The following is a 19,602-nucleotide window of genomic DNA, read 5'->3' as shown; positions in this document are numbered from 1 at the left end:
GGAACCCCGGCCGTCCTCAGGACGCCGTGGGCGTCCAGTCGCCCAGCCAGTCGCCGATCTCCTGGGCGGTGGCCTGGGCGTCGGTGAGCTGGGGGCGGTCCGGGCCGGCCGGGGCGGCGCCGGCGCCGGTGTCGCGGTACTCGGCGAAGCGGTCGTCCTTCCAGGAGAAGCCGCTCATGTCGGTCCAGGGCGCCGTCTTCACCGCGGCGCTCAGGGTCGTGTCGCGGACGGTGGTCTGGGGATCGAGGGTGGCGTCGCCGCCGGCGTGCCAGGGACGGCCCAGGAAGAAGCTGCGGTCGGCGACGTCACCGCTCACGGCGCAGTTCGCGATCAGGATGCCCTTGCGGCCGGCCGGCGTGCTGGGCGCGGTGACATAGCCGGCCGACGTGCCGTTCCAGCGCTTCTTCAGCGTGATGACCGACTTGTCGAGGACGGCGGTGGCCCGGCCGAAGATGAAGTCGACGTTGCCGACGACGTAGGAGTTCGTCAGGTAGACCCGGCCCGGCTTCTCCTTGGCGGCGGTGTCCAGCAGCAGCGTGTCCTGGTCGCCGCTGACGATGATCCCGTCCAGGAACACCTTGTCGGCGGCGGTGCGCAGCGCGACGGCCTGCTGGGCGATGTCCTGGTGCGCGCCCTCGTCGAAGTCGTTGGTGATGCTGAGGTTGCGGGCCTGGAAGTCGTCGGCCTCCACGGCGACGGTCGCGCTGCCGCCGGTGCCGTAGGTGCCCGAGCCGTCCGGCTTCTTCGTGCCGGAGGCGTTGCCGTAGACGATGACGGTGTCCTTGCGGCCGGCGCCGGTGCCCTGGAGGGTGATGTGCGGCTTGTCCGCCGGGATCCTCACCGTCTCCCGGTAGGTGCCCGGCTTGACGGCGATGACGACCCGGGAGGCGTTGCCCGCGGGGACGGCGTTCACAGCGGCCTGCACGGTCGTGTACTGCCCCGAGCCGTCCTTGGCGACGGTGAGCGTGGTCGCGGCGGCCTTGACGGCCCTCGTGCCGAGCGAACCGCGCGGCCCGGCACCGGCCTTGACCAGCGCCGGCACGTCGGCGGCCCGGTCGGGGGTGTAGCCGTAGAAGCTCTCCGGGTCCCAGGCGGCGCCCGTGCCGCCGCTCTCGTTGCGGCCGCCGGTGCCGGAGAAGACGTTGCCGCGCTGCACGAGCGTGGCGGTGGCGTCCCTGATCACCGGGTTGTCCAGGCCCTGGAAGTAGGAGTTCTCCAGCAGCATGTTGGTGTGGCCGCGGGCGTAGGTGCCGTAGGAGGCCGTGATCGCGGTGCCCGGCTCGTCCTGGAGGTAGTTGTTGTACAGGTGCGCGTGGGCGACGTTGTCCGTGGAGGGGTTGCGCTGCTCGGTCTCGCGGATCCAGTTGTGGTGGATCGTGAGGTCGGCGGTGGTGTTCTCGGTCCAGCCGATGCCGAACGCCTTGTTCTCCTGGCCGAGCCGGTTCCAGGAGACGGTCAGGTACGTGGTGTCCTTGCGGCTGTCGATGAGCCCGTCGGCCATGTGCCGGATGTCGTTGTGGTCGATCCACACGTGGTGGGCGCCGTCCATCTGGATGCCGTCGTAGTCGTGCTCCTTGTCGTTCCAGACGCCTTGGTACGCGTCCCGGATGGTGAGGTTCCGGATGATCACGTTGTGGACGCCCTGGCCGAGGAAGAAGCCGCCGCCGACGATCTGGCCCGAGGTGCCGGAACCGATGATGGTCTTGTCGGAGCGGACCTTGATCTCCTTGCCGACCGGGTCCATGGTGATGGCGGCGGCCACGACGATGACGTACGGCTGCTCGGCGGTGGCGTACTTCTCCAGGTCGGCGAGCGTCTTCACGGTGACGATCTCGCCGCCGCGCCCGCCGTAGGTGCCGTTCTGCCCGAGCGCGTCCACCGAGGCGAACCCGTCGGCGGCGGCCGTGGCCCAGGCCGGTACGGCGGTGGTGGCGGCGGAGGCGTGCGGCTGGGCGCCGGGGCCGAGCAGGCCGTAGCCGAGGCCGGCCGTGGCGGCGAGCGCGAGCGGCAGCCCGAACGCGAACGCGGTACGGCGGCGGCGGTGACGGACGCGGGGCGTACGGGAACTCATGGGCGACTCCAGTCGGTTGGCCGGGCGGGGTGCTGAGCCGGAGTCGCCGCGGGACGGGCGGAGGTTGCCGCGCGCCCGCACCCGGGGTGCCGGCCGCCGCGCCGGTCAGCCGGCCGGGGCCGCTGGCGGAGGTGTCGGGGCGCCCGGCAGCCGGACCGTGGCCACCGTGCCGCCGCCCTCGGCACGGGACAGGACGACCTCGCCGCCCGCCTGCTGGACCGTACGGGCCACGATGGACAGGCCCAGACCGGACCCGGGCAGGGCGCGGGCGCCGGGGGAGCGCCAGAACCGGTCGAAGACGTGCGGGAGTTCGTCCTCGGGGATGCCGGGGCCGTGGTCGCGGACGGTCAGCACGCCGTCGTGCAGCCGCACCTCGATCGTGCCGCCCTCGGGGCTGAACTTCACCGCGTTGTCCAGCACGTTGACGACCGCGCGCTCCAGCGCGGACGGCTCCGCCCGGACGAACCAGGGCTCCAGGTCGGCGGTGAGGGACAGCTCCGGACCGCGCAGCCGGGCCCGGCGCAGGGCCGCCTCGACGGTGTCCCGGAAGTCGACCACCTGCACCCGCTCGCCCCGCTGCCCCTCGGAGCGGGACAGCTCCTGGAGGTCGCCGATCAGCGCGCCCAGCTCGGTCATCTGCGCCTTGACCGAGGCGAGCAGCGCCTTGCGGTCCTCGGGCGGCAGCGGGCGGCCCGTCTCCTCGCTGCGGGTGAGCAGCTCGACGTTGGTGCGCAGCGAGGTCAGGGGCGTGCGCAGTTCGTGGCCGGCGTCGGCGATCAGCTGCTGCTGGAGGTCGCGGGAGCTGGCCAGCGAGGCGGTCATCGAGTTGAAGGACCGGGACAGCCGGGCGATCTCGTCCTCGCTGCCCCGCTCCACGGGGATGCGCACGCTCAGGTCGTCGGTCCGGGCCACGTGCTCGACGGCCTCGGTGAGCTTGTCCACGGGACGCAGCCCGACCCGGGCGACCGCGAGCCCCGCGGCGCCGGCGCCGACGACCCCGATGGCGGACACCAGCAGCAGGATCAGCGCGAGGTCGTTGAGGTTCTTCTGGGTGCTCTTGAGCGGTATGGCGATCAGCACGCCGACGTTGGGCCCGCGTTCGCCGGCCCCCGTGGCGGTGGCGAGGAGGGGCTTGGTGAGCACCCGTACGTCGTTGCCGTCGGAGTCGGTGCCGTTGCGGAAGTAGATCGTGCCGACGTCCAGGTGCCTGATCTCCGACCGGTCGGCCTCGGTGACGTTGATCTTCGCCGAGGCGCCGGCGAACAGACAGACCTTGCCGTCCTCCGTGACCACCTGCGAGTACCTGTCCCCGAAGATGCTGTCGGCGGGCGGCCGGTCCGTGCAGTTGGCGAGGGCGAAGAGCACCTGGTCGGTCTCGGTGGTGTTCCGCAGGGACTTGCGCAGGTTCTCGTCGACCTGGTCGTACAGCTTGCGCTGCACGATGAACCAGCACGTCACCGAGACCGCCGCCACCGCGAACGCCACCGCCGCAGCCACCAGCATCGCCAGCCGGGCCCGCAGCGGCAGCGCCCGGTAGCGGCGCACCAGACGGCTCACTCGGCGCCGCCCTGCCTGAGGACGTAGCCCACGCCGCGCACGGTGTGCACGAGGCGCGGTTCACCGCCCGCCTCGGTCTTGCGGCGCAGGTACATCACGTACACGTCGAGCGAGTTGGAGGACGGCTCGAAGTCGAAGCCCCACACCGCCTTCAGGATCTGCTCCCGGGTGAGCACCTGGCGCGGGTGTGCCATGAACATCTCCAGCAGGGTGAACTCCGTGCGGGTCAGCTCGACGGGCCGGCCGCCGCGGGTGACCTCCCGGGTCGCGAGGTCCATCCGCAGGTCGGCGAAGGTGAGTGCGTCGTCCCGCTGGGCCTCGGCGGACACGGCCGCCGCGTAGGAGCTGCGGCGCAGCAGCGCGCGGATGCGGGCGAACAGCTCGTCCAGCTCGAAGGGCTTGACCAGGTAGTCGTCGGCGCCCGCGTCCAGGCCGGTGACCCGGTCGCCGACCGTGTCGCGGGCGGTGAGCATCAGGATCGGTGTGGTGTCCCCCGTGCCCCGGATGCGGCGGGCCGCCGTCAGACCGTCCATGCGCGGCATCTGGATGTCGAGCACCAGCAGGTCCGGCCGGTAGCCGTCGGCCTTCTCCAGGGCGTCCGCGCCGTCGACGGCGACCTCGGTGTCGTACCCCTCGAAGGCGAGGCTGCGCTGCAGCGCCTCCCGTACGGCCGGCTCGTCGTCGACGATCAGGATGCGCTGGGGGTCACGGTCGCCTTCGGCGGGGCTCATCGCTCGCGGTGTCCTCGGGGTGCGGTGGGTCGGGTGCGGGTGCCTCTCAGCGTGCCACGTCCGGGGGGCCGGCGAGGGACACGCGGGCGGGTCAGGCCCGCACCGTGTTCAGGCGGTGCAGCGGCACCTTGCGGCGGTGCCGGCGGACGGCGGAGGTGCGCAGGCCCATCAACTGCGGCACGGGGGTCACGGCCGCGACCTCCGGGGCACGCGGCGCCGGGACGGGCACGTACAGCTCGGACACGATGGAGAGGGCCAGGGCGAGGCCGGCGGGGCCGCGTTCGGCCATGCGGTGGGGACCGTGCTGGATCATGACCTGCTCCTTGCTGACTCTGCGCCGTCGGGCGCGTGAGGGTCTACCGGGTGGAGCCCGCCCGCAGTGCGGCGAGGTCGGACTTGACGGTGTCGGCCGGGATGGCGAAGCCGAGCCCGACGCTGCCCGCGTCGGAGGACGAGGACGCCTGCGCGCTGGAGGCGTACATGGCGGAGTTGATGCCGATGACATGACCGCTCGCGTCGATCAGCGCACCGCCGGAGTTGCCGGGGTTCAAGGACGCGTCGGTCTGTATGGCCTTGTAGGTCGTGGTGGAGGAGCCGGTGTCGCCGTTGAACTCACGGCCGCCGAACTGGAACGGCCACTGTCCGTCGCCGCCCTGCTCCTGGCCCTGGTTCTCGTCGGTGGAGACGGTCACGTCCCGGTTCAGGGCCGAGACGATGCCGCTGGTCACCGTGCCGGTCAGCCCCTCGGGGGAGCCGATCGCGACGACGCCGTCGCCGACCTGGACGCCGGCGGAGTCGCCGAGCGCCGCGGGCTTCAGCCCCTTGGCGCCCTTCAGCTTGATCAGCGCCAGGTCCTTGGAGCTGTCGGTGCCGACCACCTCGGCGGTGCGGCTGCGGCCGTCGCTGGTGCGCACCTTGATCGAGGTGGCGCCGGAGACGACGTGGTTGTTGGTGACGATCTCGCCGTCGGACGTGATGATCACACCGGAGCCGGTGGACGAGCCGCCCGCGAGGGTCGCGTTGATCTCGACCACGCTGGGGCTGACCGCGGCGGCGATCGCGGCCACGTCGCCCTTCTTGGCGGTCGGCACCACGGTGGTGGTGGTGCCGGCGGTGGCGGCCGTGTCCGGGCCGGCCAGTTCCTGGACGGTGTAGGCCGTACCGCCGCCGACCACCGCCGCCACGATCGCGACCGCGGCGAGCAGGGCCACCGGGCCACGGGCCCGCTTCCCGCGGTGCGCGGCGGGCTCGGTGAACGGCTGGTACGGCGGCGGGGGCGGCCACGCGGAGGTCGGGACGGAGGAGGAGTGCGGCTGCTCGTGGATGCCCTGGCTCTCGGTCATGACACAAGAGTCCCCCGTGACCATGAGAGCTTCCTGAGTGCACGCTGAGAAGCCCGGCAGAACCTCGTTTGCCCGGTATAAAGACGCGCCCCGGAGGCACCGCGGACGCGCCCCGAATGCGCTGCGGACGTGCCCCGGAGGCGCCGCGGACGCGCTCCGGAGGTGTCCGGACCCGTCCGCCAGGCGCGCCGGGATCAGCCGCAGCCGCAGCTCGTGCGCACCACCAGCCGGGACGGGAACGTCTTCAGCCGCTCCCGGCGCGAGCCGGCCACCCGCAGCCCGTCGTCCAGCACCAGGTCGACCGCGGCCCGGGCCATCGCCGAGCGGTCCGAGGCGACCGTGGTCAGCGGCGGATCGGCGAGCGCGGCCTCCTTGATGTCGTCGAAGCCGGCCACCGCGAGCTGCCCGGGCACGTCGATGCGCAGCTCGCGCGCGGCCCGCAGCAGGCCGATCGCCTGGTCGTCGGTGGAGCAGAAGACCGCCGGCGGCCGGTGCGGGCCGGCCAGCAGGTCCAGGGCGACGCGGTAGGCGTCGTAGCGGTTGTACGGCGCCTGGAACAGCCGGCCCTCGGTGGACAGGCCCGCCTCGGCCATGGCGCGCTTCCAGCCCTCGACGTGGTCGGAGACCGGGTCGCCGACGGCCGGCGTCTCGGCCGTGCCGCCCATGCAGGCGACGTACGCGTAGCCGTGCTCCAGCAGGTGGCGCACGGCGAGCTGGGCGCCGCCGAGGTCGTCCGTCACGACGGCCACGTCGTCGATGGCCTCCGGCCGCTCGTGCAGCAGCACCACCCGGGCGTCCCAGGCGTCGATCTCGGCGGCGGCGGAGTCGTTCAGCGCGTGCGAGACGAGGATCAGGCCCGAGACGCGCATGCCGAGGAAGGCGCGCAGATAGTGCACCTCGCGCTCGCCGATGTAGTCCGTGTTGCCGACCAGCACCATCTTCCCGCGCTCGGAGGCGGCCTGTTCGACCGCGTGCGCCATCTCGCCGAAGAACGGCTGGCGGGCGTCCGGGATGATCAGCCCTATGAGGTCGGTGCGCCGGGAGGCCATGGCCTGGGCCACCCGGTCGGGCCGGTACCCCAGTTCCTTGATCGCGGCGAGGACACGCTCGCGGGTGGCCGGGGCGACCGGCCGGGGTCCGTTGTTGATGACATAGCTGACGACGGCGGTGGAGGTCCCCGCCAGCCGTGCCACGTCATCCCGAGTCACCTTGGCCACGCGCGGAGTCTACGCGGATTGATCGCCTGCGGGCAGGGCGTATCACATGGCGGCGGGGCCGCCGCCGGGCCGGGTCCGGGCGGCCCGCCGCGCCTCACGCCTCGACGTGGACCTCCGTGCCCTCCAGGACGGCGGGCGTGTCCGTTTCCTCCGCCTTCGCCCGGCCGGCCTTGGCCTTGGCCTCCTCGGCGGACCGGTCGCTCTTCTCGGGCGTAACGAATCGATAACCGACGTTCCGGACGGTCCCGATCAGCGACTCGTGCTCCGGGCCCAGCTTGGCCCGCAGCCGCCGTACGTGCACGTCGACCGTCCGGGTGCCGCCGAAGTAGTCGTAGCCCCACACCTCCTGGAGCAGTTGGGCGCGGGTGAAGACCCGGCCCGGGTGCTGCGCGAGGTATTTGAGCAGCTCGAACTCCTTGAAGGTCAGGTCCAGGACCCGGCCCTTCAGCTTCGCGGAGTAGGTGGCCTCGTCCACGGAGAGGTCGCCGTTGCGGATCTCCATGGGCGAGTCGTCGTTGACGATCTGCTGGCGTCCCATGGCGAGCCGGAGCCGGGCCTCGACCTCCGCGGGACCGGCGGTGTCGAGGAGGACGTCGTCGATGCCCCAGTCCGCCGTGACGGCGGCGAGGCCGCCCTCGGTGACGACGAGGACCAGCGGACAGCCGGGGCCGGTGGAGCGCAGCAGCTGGCACAGGCTGCGCACCTGGGGGAGGTCGCGGCGGCCGTCGACGAGGATCACGTCGGCGCCCGGGGTGTCGACGAGGGCGGGGCCTTCCGCCGGGGCCACCCGCACGTTGTGCAGGAGCAGGCCGAGAGCGGGCAGCACTTCCGTGGACGGCTGAAGGGCGTTGGTCAGGAGCAGCAGAGAACTCATACGTCTGGTTCCTCCTCGGTCCCTGCGAGGACTGTGCGGACGGGCACTGCTCTGCGATCCCGAAGGCCCCGTACACCGGCGGTCACCTGAGGTTTCCCGCGCCGTATACAACGCTTCCGAAAGCACAAAAGGACCCGGGGGCTACGCTGCCCGAGTCCTCTGCCCAGCAGAATAGCCCACATGAGCAACCGTCCGGCAGGTCATGGGGCACGTTCCACCGTTCGTCCGCATTCCGAGACGCCCAGACGCGGCGCTATACGGACGTTTCTGCGCACGGTCGACGGTGTTTCGGTCGAATCCGTATACGATCCGGGCGCGTCCGTATACGAAGCACCGGCCGATACTCCGGACGCCTCCGCTTCACCCTCCCGTGAGCTGGTGTTCGTGGTCGCCCACGGCTTCACCGGCGATGTGGACCGGCCCCATGTGCGGCGGATCGCCGGTGTGCTCCGCGACCACGGCGCGGTCGTCACCTTCTCCTTCCGCGGCCACGGACGCTCCGGCGGCCGGTCCACGGTCGGCGACAAGGAGGTGCTGGACCTCGACGCGGCCGTGGCGTGGGCCCGCGGCCTCGGGCACGCCCGGGTGGTGACGGTCGGCTTCTCCATGGGCGGCTCGGTGGTCCTGCGCCACGCGGCGCTGCGCCCCGGCGCGGTCGACGCGGTGGTCTCGGTGAGCGCGCCGGCCCGCTGGTACTACCGGGGCACCGCTCCGATGCGCCGGCTGCACTGGCTGGTCACCCGGCCCGAGGGCCGGCTGATCGGCCGCTACGGCCTGCGCACCCGCATCCACCACCGCGACTGGGACCCGGTCCCGCTCTCCCCGGTCCGGGCGGTCCCCCGGATCGCCCCCGCCCCGCTGCTCCTCGTGCACGGCGACCGCGACGGCTACTTCCCGCTCGATCACCCGCGCATGCTCGCCGAGGCCGCCGGTGACCACGGCGAACTCTGGATCGAGGAGGGCATGGGCCACGCGGAGCACGCCGCGGACGACGCCCTGGTGGCCCGGATCGGGGACTGGGCGGTGTCGGCGGCGGGCTAGCCTGACTCACACTTGTGCTTGTCCATCACTTGTTCCCTGCCGTCGATTGAGGATTCAGATGCCCCAGGTCACGGTGCGCTACTGGGCCGCCGCCAAGGCCGCGGCCCAGGTCGCCGAGGAGCCGTACGAGGCGGACACGCTGGCCGCCGCGCTGGCCGCCGTGCGTGCGCGCCACCCCGGCGAGCTGACCCGCGTGCTCCAGCGATGCTCCTTCCTCGTCGACGGCGACCCCGTCGGGACCCGCGCGCATGAGACGGTACGGCTGGCCGAGGGCGGCACGGTCGAGGTGCTCCCGCCGTTCGCAGGAGGGTGAGCGATGACCGACCAGCCGTACCAGGGCGGCCCGTACCAGGGCTACGACCCCTATCAGCAGCAGCACTGGCCCGGAGACGAGCAGCAGCAGTACGCGCAGCAGCCCGGCCACGACCCGGAGCTGACCCAGCAGTGGCAGGGCCAGACCTGGGAGACGCAGACGCACCCGCCGGTGCGGGCGGAGGAGACGGCGTACCTGCCCCGGCAGGAGCAGCAGCCGCAGTACGGGCAGCCGTACGCGCAGGAGCCGCAGCCGCAGTACCAGCAGCCCCAGCCGGTGTACCAGGAGCCGCAGTACCCGCAGCACCAGGAGCCCCAGTACCAGCAGCCGCAGCAGCCCCAGCCGTACTCGGGGCCGTACGCCGGAGCGTATGAAGGGGCGCACTCCGGCCCGTACACCGGCGGATACGGCCCGGCCTCGGAACCCCGGCCGGCACCGGCGCCTGCCCCCGTACCCGCACCCGCCCCCGCACCGGAACCGGCGCCCGCGGTGCCCGCCTCCGAACCCGAGCCCGAGGCGTCCGGTGATCCGGCCGCCGGGCCCGCCTACGGCCCCGCCACCCTGGCCGGCAACGCGCGGATCACCGACGCCCAGCGGGCCCGGCTGGAGGGCCGTTCGCCGGTTATCGAGCCCGGCATGCAGCCGGCGGCGCTCACCGCGCTGCTGGGCCTGCTGCTGGCCGCGGCGGCGCCCGTCGCGCCGTACGCCCTCGTCGTGCCGCTGGTGCTGCTCCAGGCGGTCACGGCCGCCGGCTGGTTCCGGCTGAACGGCATGTGGCCCGCCCGGCAGGGCATCGCGCTGGCCTTCGCGGGCGCGCTGACGGCCGACGTGGCGGTCCTGGCGGCCGGCCGCGACCACGCCCTGGTGGCCATCCTCGGCTCGCTCGGCGTGTGGGTCCTGCTCTCCCTCGTCCTCCAGCTCCGTTCCCACGCGTCCCCGGACGAGCGGCTGTACGGCCTGATGGCGACGGTCGTCTCGGCGGCGCTCGCGGTGCTGGCGACCGGCTATCTGGCCGCCGGCCCGCACGCGGTGTCGGTGGGCGCGGCGGCCGTGGCCGCGGCGGTCCTGGCCCGCGCCCTGCCCCTGCCCGGTCCGGCCCGGATCGTGGTCGCGCTGCTGGCGGCGGCCGGCGCGGGGATCGCGGTGGGCGGCATGACCGGCCTCGGCGCGAAGGGTGCCGTCCTCGGCGCGGGGGCCGCGGTCTGCGCGCTGATCGGTCACCGGGTGGCCAGCTACGACTACCCGTCGCGGTTCGTGCACTTCACGGCGGGCGTGGCGCTGCCGCTGTCGGCGGCGGCCCCGGTGGTGTGGCTGCTGGGCCGCGCGCTCGGCTGAGCCCGACGTGCGCAGCGGGCCGGCGGGCCGGCCCGGACCCAGAAGAGAACAAGCCGGACCGGTCCGGGGAATTCCCGGATGGTCCGTGGCGCCGCGGCGGGCCGGCGGAGTGGGTTTTCCCCGTTCCGGCCGGCGCGCCTACCCGTTGTCGGCCATAAACCGCGCTTTCCGGAAAGCGCCCCGCCGAGCCGGTCAGGTCCGTATCCGGCCTTTCCGGCGCGTCTTCACCGGTCCGGCCAGGCGGGCCGCAGCAGGGCCGTCCGGGCGGCCTCGCTGTAGCGTTCCGCCGCCTCGGGCGTCGCGGCCAGCGCGGTGATTTCCACGAACCCGCAGGTCTTGAGTGCACCCAGCACATGGAGCGCGACGCCCTCGCCCCGGTCGCGGCGGTAGAGCAGGTCCAGGGCGCGCAGCCGCTCGACGGCGGTCTCGGGATCGAGGCGGCCGAGCGCCTCGGGGTCGAGGATCCGGCCGTGCACGTACGCCACGGGCTGTCCGTCCGGCCGGCGCAGCGTCCCGTCCGCGTCCGCCTCCCGGCCGACCAGGGCCTCGGCGTACCGCAGCACATGGCTGGGGCCGACCTTGCGCAGGTTGATCTCCACGGCGAGCGGGCCGCGCTCCCCGGCGATCACGAAGTCCACGCCGAAGCTGCCCCGGTGGCCGACCTCGGCGAGCACCGCGCCGGTACGGGCCACCGCGTCCGTGAGGGCCGGGCGCCACCGCTCCCCGGCCGGGTACCGGCAGCCCCAGTACTGGCCGCCGGAGAGCACCTGGTCGTGGCTGGAGACCACCCGGACCGTGCCGTCCGCGGCGATGTGCCCCTGGCCGCTGGGCGAGGAGGTGACGTCCTCCAGGAACTCCTCGACGATCGCGCCCCCGCGGGCCAGCTCCCGGCGGAACTCCCGGGCGGGCATCCGGACGACCTCGGCGGAGCCCAGCAGGTCGCCGGTGGCGGCGTACTTCTCGCAGTCGACCAGCACATTGCCGACCGAGGCCGCCCAGGTGCTGGCGCTGAGCTTCACCAGCACGTGCCGCGGCCGGTCCAGGGCGGCCGTGAGGTCCGCGACGGCGGCGGCCACCTCCTGTTCGCCGCGCAGCAGCCCGGCCCCGCCGCGGGGCACGGGGACGCCGGCGCGCAGCAGGATCTCCTTGCTCCCGGCCTTGCTGCCCCAGCGGGCGGCCAGGCGGACGGGGCCCTCGTCCAGCTCCGCGCCGGTCCTGCGGGCCAGTTCGTCCAGCGAGTCGGACGCCATGAAGTGCACGATCTCGGCCCGCGCGGTCGTGCCGGCGGCGTCCCGCAGGGCGCGGACCAGGCCGTCGTCGGCGAGGACCAGGTCGTCCAGCGGGCGTACCCGGTGCGAGGCGGGCGTGAGCAGGGTCAGCCGGTCACGGGCGCTCTCGGCCGTCCGGTCGTCGAAACCGAAAACATCCCGGAAATGATATTCCAGGGTGTACGGGTCGACGGGTTCCGAGGTCACGACGACGGCTTTCTCCGCCGGGTTCCGAAGGCGCCACAGATAACCCAGGCTCCGCTCGGTGGAGTAACGCAGATACGGCACCTCTTCCAGCATGCGATCGGCATAGTTGAGCGCGTAGATGAGGATCTGTGTGTAACCGGAATCTGCCATGAGGGGAGATTAGGGGTGGTGTTCCGGAAACGGTAGTGGCATAGGCCGTTCCGGTGGTGGCCGGAATTCACCTGTCAGCTCGTATTCAGCCGTTTCGCTATTTCCGGAAACAAGCCGGAGGGCCGCATCCCCGCCGGTGTCCAACCCAGGGGATGCGGCCCTCCGCCGTCACAGTGAGCCCGTACGGTCTCTCAGACCGCGATGGCGACCTCCGCGAGCCCGCCCTGCTGGGCGACGACCGTACGGTCCGCGGTCGCGCCCGGCACCAGGGCGCGCACGGTCCACGTGCCCTCGGCCGCGTAGAAGCGGAACTGCCCGGTCGCGGAGGTGGGCACCTCCGCGGTGAACTCGCCGGTCGCGTCGAGCAGCCGGACGTACCCGGTCACCGGCTCGCCGTCGCGGGTCACCTGGCCCTGGATCGTGGTCTCACCGGGCTTGATCGCCGAGGCGTCCGGGCCGCCGGCCTTCGCTCCGCACATGCTGTTTCTCCAGAAGGGTCTGACCAGGAGGTCGGTCGGGATGGGTTACTTGCCGGCGCCGAGCTCGATCGGCACGCCGACGAGGGAGCCGTACTCGGTCCAGGAGCCGTCGTAGTTCTTGACGTTCTCCACGCCGAGCAGCTCGTGCAGGACGAACCAGGTCAGGGCCGAGCGCTCACCGATGCGGCAGTAGGCGATCGTGTCCTTGGCGAGGTCGACGCTCTCGTCGGTGTAGAGGGTCTTCAGCTCCTCGTCCGACTTGAAGGTGCCGTCGTCGTTGGCGTTCTTCGACCACGGGATGTTCTTCGCGCTCGGCACGTGGCCGGGCCGCTGCGACTGCTCCTGCGGCAGGTGGGCCGGGGCGAGCAGCTTGCCGGAGAACTCGTCGGGCGAACGGACGTCGACCAGGTTCTGCGCGCCGATGGCGGCCACGACGTCGTCGCGGAAGGCGCGGATGGAGGTGTCCTGCGGCTTGGCCGTGTACGAGGTCCGGGGGCGCTGCGGGACCTCGTCGCCGGCGACCAGCTCGCGGGCGTCCAGCTCCCACTTCTTGCGGCCGCCGTCGAGGAGCTTGACGTTCTCGTGGCCGTAGAGCTTGAAGTACCAGTAGGCGTACGACGCGAACCAGTTGTTGTTGCCGCCGTAGAGGATCACCGTGTGGTCGTTCGCGATGCCCTTCTCCGACAGGAGCTTCTCGAAGCCCTCCTGGTCGACGAAGTCACGGCGTACCGGGTCCTGGAGGTCCTTGGTCCAGTCGATGCGGATCGCGTTCTTGATGTGGTTCTTCTCGTAGGCGGACGTGTCCTCGTCCACCTCGACGATGGCGATGGTCGGGTCGTCCAGGTGCTCCTGGAGCCAGTCGGCGTCGACCAGGACGTCGCTGCGGCTCATTCTTTCTCCTCCGGGGCAGTCGCGGCGGTGCGTGCGTAGGGCGAGAGGCGCGCTCGGGTGCCCGAGCGGCGCGCGGATGCCCGTGCCTTGCGGCAGGGCGCGAGGGACGCGGAAGCCGGGCTTCCGCTCAGAAGGGGCGACAGAGCATGGCGGCAACGCGGCACAGGTCCACTGCCCGCCGCTTGGTGAGATCCGCCTGTCCCCGCGGCTGGAGGACGCTCGTCGAATACCGCATGGGCCCGATCGTAGGGACGGACAGGCGGACGTGTCACCGCTGTGTCACATGGCGAGACGCGATCGTCCGAATGGCGGTACGAAAGAAGCGCCCGGACGCCCGCCGCCGGGCCTCCGGACGCTTCCGCGTGCCATCGGATCTGCCGTGTGGACGGGACCGTCTCGCTCCTCGGACAGCCGTGTCCGGTCCCGGCGTTCACCCCGCCCCTACCCCGCCAGCTTGACGTGCGAACCCTTCACGGTGATCCGGACGCCGTTCTGCGCGGCCTCCACCTTGTCCAGCACGATGCCGCCGGGCAGCCGGTCGACGGCCTGCTGGAAGTCGGTGATGGTGCGGATGCGGTCCTCGGCGATCGCGGCGCCGGCCAGGCTGGGCAGCGAGTCGGCGTGCACCTCGACCTTGTTGTCGACCACGCGCACCGAACTGAGCACGGACACCGTCTGCTTGATCCCGAGGGACGACACCGCACCCTGGACCGCCACCTTGATCTTCCCGTTGCCGCCGTCGGAGAGGCCGGTGATCCGGGCGGTGACGCCGGGGGCCACCTCGGTCGGCTCGGACTCGGCGGTCTTCAGCAGTTCGTCGTAGGCGATCGTCGCGGTGCCGGTCGCGGTGGCCGCGGTGGCGGAGCTGTAGTCGCCGGAGAACTCCACGCCCTTCATGTCGGCCTTCAGGTCGTCGATCCGGATCGTCCGGCCGGGCTTGCCGGTGTCCGCCTGGTAGGACGCGATGCCCACCTCGACGTCGTCCAGGGAGCCGCCCGCGACCTGGGTGAGGAACGGGAAGCCCTTGATGTCCACGTCCGGGGTCGAGGCCAGGTTCTCGGACGCCTTCAGCCGGTCCGCTGCCTCGCCCTCCGCGAAGTGCACCGCGACCCGGTCCGCGACCACGAACAACGCGCCCAGGATCACGACGACGATCAGCAGTACGCGCAGGGCTCGCATGGGTGGTTTCCCCCGGGGGTCGGTGACGGTGGCGGAGGTCCCGCCACGGATCAGGCCACCGTAACCCCGCCGGGCGCCCGCGCACCGGGATTGTGAATCAGTTGTGACAGGGCCCGCCCGGCCTACCCTGGAGCTATGTACGCCCGGCGTCGGCACGTCTACTTCGCCATGATGGGGACCTGCGTGGGTCTCTTCGTCCTGGCCTGGGGGCTCGTCCGCATTTGGTCCGTGCCCGCGGCCGTGGGCCTGTGCGTCGTGGCTATGGTCATCCCGCCGGTCGCCGCGGTGGTCGCCAACCGGCGGGGCCCGCAGGACCGCTGGTGGGACGAGCCCTCCGGCGATCCGCAGTCGGACGAGTGGTGGGACGAGCTGGACGGCAAGAAGCGCCCGCGCCCCTGACCGCGCTCAGTACACGAGCGCCTGGGCGCCGTCGGCCAGCGCCTCCTGCACGAAGACCTGCGCGCCGGCGATCCGCACGCCCTCCAGGACGTCCCGCTCCGTGATCTCCCGGCGGGCGGCGCACTGCGTGCACAGCGTGATCCGCCCGGCGGCGAGGACCGACTCGATCAGATCGGGCAGCGGCGCGGCGTGCGGCAGCTCGAACTCGGCGGCCCGGCCCGGCAGCGCGAACCACGACGACTCCCCGGTCAGCCACAGCGAGACCTCGACCCCGCTGGCCACGGCCACCGCGGCGACCGTGAACGCCTGCGAGCACCGCTCCGGGGCGTCCGCCCCGGCCGTCACCTTGATCACCAGCTTCTTGGTCATGCGGGAAGGGTAGCCGCGCGCGCCCCGGAGGGCCCGGCCCGCCGGGGCCCACCTCGCCGGGAGGGCCGGCGGCGGGCCGCGTAAGCTGGGCTGCGGCTCTGTCGTATGCCCACCCCCGCTCAAGGAGCACCCGTGGAGATCTTCTTCGAAACCCTGCTGGTCCTGGTCTGCGTCGGCGTGCTCGCCTTCGCCGGTCTGACCGTGAAGAAGCTGTACCAGGGCCAGCGCTGACCCACCTCTAGGAAGCCTCCGCTCATGATCGAGATCCCGTCCGACCTGCACAAGGACCTCGTCCCGCTCGCCTTCCTGCTCGGCAACTGGGCCGGCGCGGGCGTGCACGACTTCCCCGGCTCGCAGAAGTGCAACTTCGGCCAGGAGGTCAGCTTCACCCACGACGGCCGGGACTTCCTGGAGTACCACTCCCGCACCTGGGTGCTGGACAAGGACGGCAACAAGGTCCGCCCGCTGGAGACCGAGTCCGGCTTCTGGCGGATCGACGCCGACCGCAAGGTCGAGGTCACGCTGACCCGCGACGACGGTGTCATCGAGATCTGGTACGGCGAGATGGCCGACAAGAAGCCGCAGATCGACCTGGTGACGGACGCCGTCGCCCGCATCCCGGGCGCCCGTCCCTACAGCGGCGGCAAGCGGCTCTACGGCTACGTCAAGAGCGACCTGATGTGGGTGGGCGAGAAGCAGACCCCGGACGTGGCGCTGCGCCCGTACATGTCGGCCCAGCTCAAGAAGGTCGTCACGCCCGAGGACGTGGAGCGCTGGGCCAAGGCCCTGCCCGACGACATGCCCGACGACGGCATCGCCTTCTTCAAGTAGTCCTAGACTCGTCGGTGTGGTGAGCACCGACTGGAAGAGCGACCTCAGGCAGCGCGGCTACCGGCTGACGCCGCAGCGGCAGCTTGTCCTCGAAGCCGTCGACACCCTGGAGCACGCGACCCCCGACGACATCCTCGTGGAAGTGAGGAAGACGGCGTCGGGGGTCAACATTTCCACCGTCTACCGGACGCTGGAGCTGCTGGAGGAGCTGGGCCTGGTCAGCCACGCCCACCTCGGGCACGGCGCGCCCACGTACCACCTCGCCGACCGGCACCACCATCTGCACCTGGTGTGCCGGGACTGCGAGGACGTGATCGAGGCGGACGTGGAGGTGGCCGCGGAGTTCACGGCGAAGCTGCGCCGGCAGTTCGGGTTCGACACCGACATGAAGCACTTCGCCCTCTTCGGCCGGTGCGCGGACTGTTCGCTGAAGAGTTCAAGTACCACGTCGTAGGCTTGCGGTATGAAGAGCCCCCTGCTGTCCCTGCCCGGCGCCGTCCCCGCCGAGGGCGTGGACGAAGGTGTCGCGGCCCACTACGGCGACCTGTTCCGTGAGCAGCGCGCCCTCGCCGACGGTGCCGGTTTCGTCGACCTGTCCCATCGCGGTGTCGTCACCGTCAGCGGTGAGGACCGGCTGAGCTGGCTGCATCTGCTGCTCAGCCAGCACGTCAGCGAGCTGCCGGCGGGCGAGGCCACCGAGGCCCTGATCCTCTCCGCGCACGGGCACATCGAGCACGCGCTGTACCTGGTGGACGACGGCACGACCGTCTGGGCCCATGTGGAGCCCGGCACCCAGGACGCGCTGATCGCGTACCTGGAGTCGATGAAGTTCTTCTACCGGGTGGAGGTCGCCGACCGCACCGGCGACTTCGCGGTGGTCGAGCTGCCCGCCGGGTCCATCGCCGAGGTGCCGGACGGCGTCGTCGTCCGCGAGACGGCGTACGGCCGCGACCTGTTCCTGCCGCGCGCGGACCTGGAGTCCTTCGCGGCCGCGCACGGCCCGGCCGCCGGGCTGCTCGCCCACGAGGCGCTGCGCGTGGAGCAGCACCGGCCCCGGCTCGGCTTCGAGACCGACCACCGGACCATCCCGCACGAGCTGGGCTGGATCGGTACGGCCGTGCACTTGCAGAAGGGCTGCTACCGCGGCCAGGAGACGGTCGCCCGCGTGCAGAACCTGGGCAAGCCGCCGCGCCGCCTGGTCTTCCTGCACCTGGACGGCAGCGAGGTGCACCTGCCGGTGCCGGGCACGGAGCTGCGCCTCGCGGACGAGGGCCCGGACGGCCGCAAGGTCGGCTTCGTGACCACGTCCGTACGCCATCACGAGCTGGGCCCGGTGGCCCTGGCCCTGGTCAAGCGCACCGTGCCGGTCGACGCGCGGCTCCTGGCCGGGCAGACGGCCGCGGCCCAGGAGGTCGTGGTCGAGCCGTAGGGCCGGCCGGGTCAGAGCTCCAGCAGGACCGTGAACGGGCCGTCGTTGGTGAGGGACACCCGCATCCGCGCGCCGAACCGGCCCGTCGCCACGGTCGCGCCGAGCTCCCGCAGCCGGGCCACGACCTCGTCGACCAGCGGTTCGGCGATCTCGCCGGGGGCCGCCGCGTTCCAGGTGGGGCGGCGGCCCTTGCGCGCGTCGCCGTAGAGCGTGAACTGGCTGATCACCAGCAGCGGAGCGGCCGTGTCGCTGCACGACCGCTCGTCCTGGAGCATCCGCAGCGTCCACAGTTTGCGCGCCAGCCGGGCCGCCGTCTCCTTGGTGTCCTCATGCGTCACGCCGACCAGGACGCACAGGCCCTCGCCCTCGATCGCGCCCACCGTCTCGCCGTCCACGACGACGCTCGCGCCGTCCACCCTCTGCACCACCGCACGCATGCCGACCATCATGCCCGCTGCCCGGCGCCGGTCCGCGGCGGACCCCGTATGGCTCCGTTACCCCCCATCTGGGGCCGTTCGGGGGCACTCGGTCACATAGCGGCCGGTTGGGGTGGCACGATGCTTCCCACACGCCGGTCGAGGGGACGGTCACACGCAGATGAGCACACCGAGTACCAGCGGGCGCCTGGGCACCCAGGGGTCGTACCGGCCGCCCGTGCAGCGCGCCGACGAGGTGGCGGTCCCGGCCCGGCCCGTGGAGCCGCCCCCGCCCGGCCTGACCCGGCTGAGCCTGCCCGAGCTGCGCGTCCTGCGCCGCGACGCCCAGCGCGACGAGGCGGACCTCAGCTATGTACGGCGGCTGCTCCAGGGCCGCATCGACATCCTGCGGGCGGAGCTGGGCCGGCGCGGCCGGGCGTCCGTGCCGGCGCCGGCGGACGGTTCCGTCCTCGACCGGCTCGCGGAGATCCTGAAGGACGCCCCGGCCCCGCAGCGCTCCTCGGCCCGCCACGTCACGCTCGGCACCCCGCACAACGAGAAGTACCGGCGGCTGGCCGCCGACATGCTCGCCGAGGTGGAGCTGTCCGACCTGACGGCCCGCACCGACCTGGAGCTGACCACCGCCATGGGCCGGCTGGTCCGCTACGAGCAGGAGGTCTCGCGCTGCCGCCAGCGCCTCCAGCACACGGCCGACGACTGCAGCGGCGAGATCGCGCGCCGCTACCGGGACGGCGAGGCCCAGGTGGACGACCTGCTGCTGTGAGCGGCGCAGGACGCGCGGCCCCCCGGTCCGGCGGGCCGCTCTCTCCGGCCGGCTGCGTAGGCTCCCCCCATGGGTGAGATGGGTCTGCGCGAGCGCAAGAAGCAGCGGATGTACCAGGACGTGTCCGACATCGCCGTGCGGCTGTTCCTGGAGCGCGGCTTCGACGCGGTGTCCGTGGCGGAGGTGGCCGCCGCGGCCGGGATCTCCAAGCCGACCCTCTTCCGGTACTTCCCGGCCAAGGAGGACCTGGTCCTGCACCGGATCGCGGACCACGAGTCGGAGGCCGCGCGGGTGGCCGCGGGGGCGGCCGACCCGGTGGACGCGCTGCGCCGGCACTTCCTCGCCGGGCTGGACCGGCGCGACCCGGTGACCGGGCTGAACGACCATCCCGACGTGCTGGCCTTCCACCGCCTGCTCTACGGCACCCCGTCGCTGGTGGCGCGGGCCTACGCCCACCAGGAGCGGTCGGAGGCGGCGCTCGCCGAGGCGCTGGGCGGCGGGCTGGACGCGCGGCTGGCGGCCGGTCAGATCACCGCGGTGCAGCGGGTGCTGGCGGTGGAGAACTGGCGGCGGATCGCGGCGGGCGAGCCGCTGGAGCGGGTGGCGCCGGACGCGGTGCGCGCGGCCGAGCGGGCGTTCGGGCGGCTGGCGGCGGGGCTGCCGGAACTGCCTATTGTGAGACAAGGTTAAAAATGTAACTCGGTAACGTTATGGCGGT

The 19,602-nt window shown here is 72.5% G+C and carries 23 protein-coding genes; 9 read left to right on the top strand and 14 right to left on the bottom strand.

Annotation, left to right across the window (positions count from 1 at the left end):
• Window positions 1-16: 16 nt before the first annotated feature.
• The 7 genes from ACZ4SV_RS25170 to ACZ4SV_RS25140 all read right to left on the bottom strand — a co-directional run bounded on the left by ACZ4SV_RS25170 (window position 17) and on the right by ACZ4SV_RS25140 (window position 7,793).
• Window positions 17-2,071 (bottom strand): pectinesterase family protein, encoded by a 2,055-nt coding sequence (locus ACZ4SV_RS25170; RefSeq protein ID WP_468006572.1) that lies wholly within the window; start codon window positions 2,069-2,071, stop codon window positions 17-19.
• 105 nt (window positions 2,072-2,176) lie between these two features.
• Window positions 2,177-3,628 carry a sensor histidine kinase gene (locus tag ACZ4SV_RS25165; protein WP_468006570.1) on the bottom strand — a complete coding sequence of 484 codons (1,452 nt, stop codon included), beginning with the start codon at window positions 3,626-3,628 and terminating at the stop codon, window positions 2,177-2,179.
• Entirely contained in the window at window positions 3,625-4,359 is a 735-nt protein-coding gene (locus ACZ4SV_RS25160; protein WP_365873025.1) for a response regulator transcription factor, read from the bottom strand. Before ACZ4SV_RS25160 ends, ACZ4SV_RS25165 begins: the two co-directional genes overlap by 4 nt.
• A gap of 91 nt (window positions 4,360-4,450) precedes the next feature.
• On the bottom strand, window positions 4,451-4,672 hold the full coding sequence (locus tag ACZ4SV_RS25155; RefSeq protein ID WP_468006568.1) for a hypothetical protein: 222 nt from the start codon (window positions 4,670-4,672) through the stop codon (window positions 4,451-4,453).
• A 43-nt stretch (window positions 4,673-4,715) separates the two neighbouring features.
• Entirely contained in the window at window positions 4,716-5,702 is a 987-nt protein-coding gene (locus ACZ4SV_RS25150; RefSeq protein ID WP_468006566.1) for a S1C family serine protease, read from the bottom strand.
• A 194-nt stretch (window positions 5,703-5,896) separates the two neighbouring features.
• Window positions 5,897-6,919: a LacI family DNA-binding transcriptional regulator gene (locus tag ACZ4SV_RS25145; RefSeq protein ID WP_365873019.1), complete on the bottom strand. Its 1,023-nt coding sequence runs from the start codon at window positions 6,917-6,919 to the stop codon at window positions 5,897-5,899.
• A gap of 94 nt (window positions 6,920-7,013) precedes the next feature.
• Entirely contained in the window at window positions 7,014-7,793 is a 780-nt protein-coding gene (locus ACZ4SV_RS25140) for a response regulator transcription factor (RefSeq protein ID WP_365873017.1), read from the bottom strand.
• A 180-nt stretch (window positions 7,794-7,973) separates the two neighbouring features.
• Between ACZ4SV_RS25140 and ACZ4SV_RS25135 the strand changes: the two genes are divergently transcribed.
• The 3 genes from ACZ4SV_RS25135 to ACZ4SV_RS25125 are packed head-to-tail and all read left to right on the top strand — an operon-like array spanning window position 7,974 to window position 10,482.
• Window positions 7,974-8,834: an alpha/beta hydrolase gene (locus ACZ4SV_RS25135; RefSeq protein WP_468006563.1), complete on the top strand. Its 861-nt coding sequence runs from the start codon at window positions 7,974-7,976 to the stop codon at window positions 8,832-8,834.
• A 58-nt stretch (window positions 8,835-8,892) separates the two neighbouring features.
• Window positions 8,893-9,147 (top strand): MoaD/ThiS family protein, encoded by a 255-nt coding sequence (locus ACZ4SV_RS25130; RefSeq protein ID WP_365873013.1) that lies wholly within the window; start codon window positions 8,893-8,895, stop codon window positions 9,145-9,147.
• 3 nt (window positions 9,148-9,150) lie between these two features.
• Window positions 9,151-10,482 (top strand): hypothetical protein, encoded by a 1,332-nt coding sequence (locus ACZ4SV_RS25125; RefSeq protein ID WP_468006561.1) that lies wholly within the window; start codon window positions 9,151-9,153, stop codon window positions 10,480-10,482.
• 224 nt (window positions 10,483-10,706) lie between these two features.
• On the opposite strand, the gene besA is transcribed toward ACZ4SV_RS25125, so the two are convergent.
• From besA to ACZ4SV_RS25100, 5 genes are all read right to left on the bottom strand, one after another.
• Window positions 10,707-12,107, bottom strand: coding sequence for an L-propargylglycine--L-glutamate ligase BesA (gene besA / locus ACZ4SV_RS25120; protein WP_468006559.1), 1,401 nt, complete (start codon window positions 12,105-12,107; stop codon window positions 10,707-10,709).
• A 191-nt stretch (window positions 12,108-12,298) separates the two neighbouring features.
• On the bottom strand, window positions 12,299-12,586 hold the full coding sequence (locus ACZ4SV_RS25115; protein WP_365873007.1) for a DUF1416 domain-containing protein: 288 nt from the start codon (window positions 12,584-12,586) through the stop codon (window positions 12,299-12,301).
• 45 nt (window positions 12,587-12,631) lie between these two features.
• Complete coding sequence (locus ACZ4SV_RS25110; protein WP_365877307.1) at window positions 12,632-13,477, bottom strand: sulfurtransferase; 846 nt, start codon at window positions 13,475-13,477, stop codon at window positions 12,632-12,634.
• Window positions 13,478-13,604: 127 nt separating this feature from the next.
• A complete protein-coding gene (locus ACZ4SV_RS25105) occupies window positions 13,605-13,712 on the bottom strand; it encodes an Ms5788A family Cys-rich leader peptide (RefSeq protein ID WP_348273507.1) in 108 nt (35 codons plus the stop codon).
• A 206-nt stretch (window positions 13,713-13,918) separates the two neighbouring features.
• The gene (locus ACZ4SV_RS25100) at window positions 13,919-14,656 is read right to left on the bottom strand and encodes an LmeA family phospholipid-binding protein (RefSeq protein ID WP_468006557.1); all 738 of its coding nucleotides are present in this window, start codon (window positions 14,654-14,656) and stop codon (window positions 13,919-13,921) included.
• A 135-nt stretch (window positions 14,657-14,791) separates the two neighbouring features.
• Here ACZ4SV_RS25100 and ACZ4SV_RS25095 point away from each other — a divergent pair, with 135 nt between their 5' ends.
• On the top strand, window positions 14,792-15,055 hold the full coding sequence (locus tag ACZ4SV_RS25095) for a DUF3099 domain-containing protein (protein ID WP_365877311.1): 264 nt from the start codon (window positions 14,792-14,794) through the stop codon (window positions 15,053-15,055).
• Between the two features lie 6 nt (window positions 15,056-15,061).
• Here the strand turns inward: ACZ4SV_RS25095 and ACZ4SV_RS25090 are convergent, their stop codons facing one another.
• Entirely contained in the window at window positions 15,062-15,424 is a 363-nt protein-coding gene (locus ACZ4SV_RS25090; protein ID WP_365877313.1) for a DsrE family protein, read from the bottom strand.
• 255 nt (window positions 15,425-15,679) lie between these two features.
• Here ACZ4SV_RS25090 and ACZ4SV_RS25085 point away from each other — a divergent pair, with 255 nt between their 5' ends.
• From ACZ4SV_RS25085 to ygfZ, 3 genes are read left to right on the top strand one after another with little or no spacing between them, the layout of a single operon-like run.
• A complete protein-coding gene (locus tag ACZ4SV_RS25085) occupies window positions 15,680-16,255 on the top strand; it encodes a heme-binding beta-barrel domain-containing protein (protein ID WP_468006555.1) in 576 nt (191 codons plus the stop codon).
• A gap of 16 nt (window positions 16,256-16,271) precedes the next feature.
• Window positions 16,272-16,709 (top strand): Fur family transcriptional regulator, encoded by a 438-nt coding sequence (locus ACZ4SV_RS25080; protein ID WP_365877317.1) that lies wholly within the window; start codon window positions 16,272-16,274, stop codon window positions 16,707-16,709.
• Window positions 16,710-16,718: 9 nt separating this feature from the next.
• Window positions 16,719-17,684: a CAF17-like 4Fe-4S cluster assembly/insertion protein YgfZ gene (gene ygfZ / locus ACZ4SV_RS25075; RefSeq protein WP_365877319.1), complete on the top strand. Its 966-nt coding sequence runs from the start codon at window positions 16,719-16,721 to the stop codon at window positions 17,682-17,684.
• 11 nt (window positions 17,685-17,695) lie between these two features.
• On the opposite strand, the gene dtd is transcribed toward ygfZ, so the two are convergent.
• Window positions 17,696-18,121 carry a D-aminoacyl-tRNA deacylase gene (dtd, locus tag ACZ4SV_RS25070; protein ID WP_365877321.1) on the bottom strand — a complete coding sequence of 142 codons (426 nt, stop codon included), beginning with the start codon at window positions 18,119-18,121 and terminating at the stop codon, window positions 17,696-17,698.
• Between the two features lie 160 nt (window positions 18,122-18,281).
• Here dtd and ACZ4SV_RS25065 point away from each other — a divergent pair, with 160 nt between their 5' ends.
• Together ACZ4SV_RS25065 and ACZ4SV_RS25060 are read left to right on the top strand one after the other, a co-directional pair.
• Window positions 18,282-18,884, top strand: coding sequence for an RsiG family protein (locus ACZ4SV_RS25065; protein WP_365877323.1), 603 nt, complete (start codon window positions 18,282-18,284; stop codon window positions 18,882-18,884).
• 69 nt (window positions 18,885-18,953) lie between these two features.
• The gene (locus ACZ4SV_RS25060) at window positions 18,954-19,574 is read left to right on the top strand and encodes a TetR family transcriptional regulator (protein WP_397968709.1); all 621 of its coding nucleotides are present in this window, start codon (window positions 18,954-18,956) and stop codon (window positions 19,572-19,574) included.
• Window positions 19,575-19,602: the final 28 nt, after the last annotated feature.

The sequence above is a fragment of the Streptomyces sp. NPDC027672 genome, from assembly GCF_055566335.1.
This window is presented reverse-complemented; position numbering and strand designations above follow the sequence as displayed.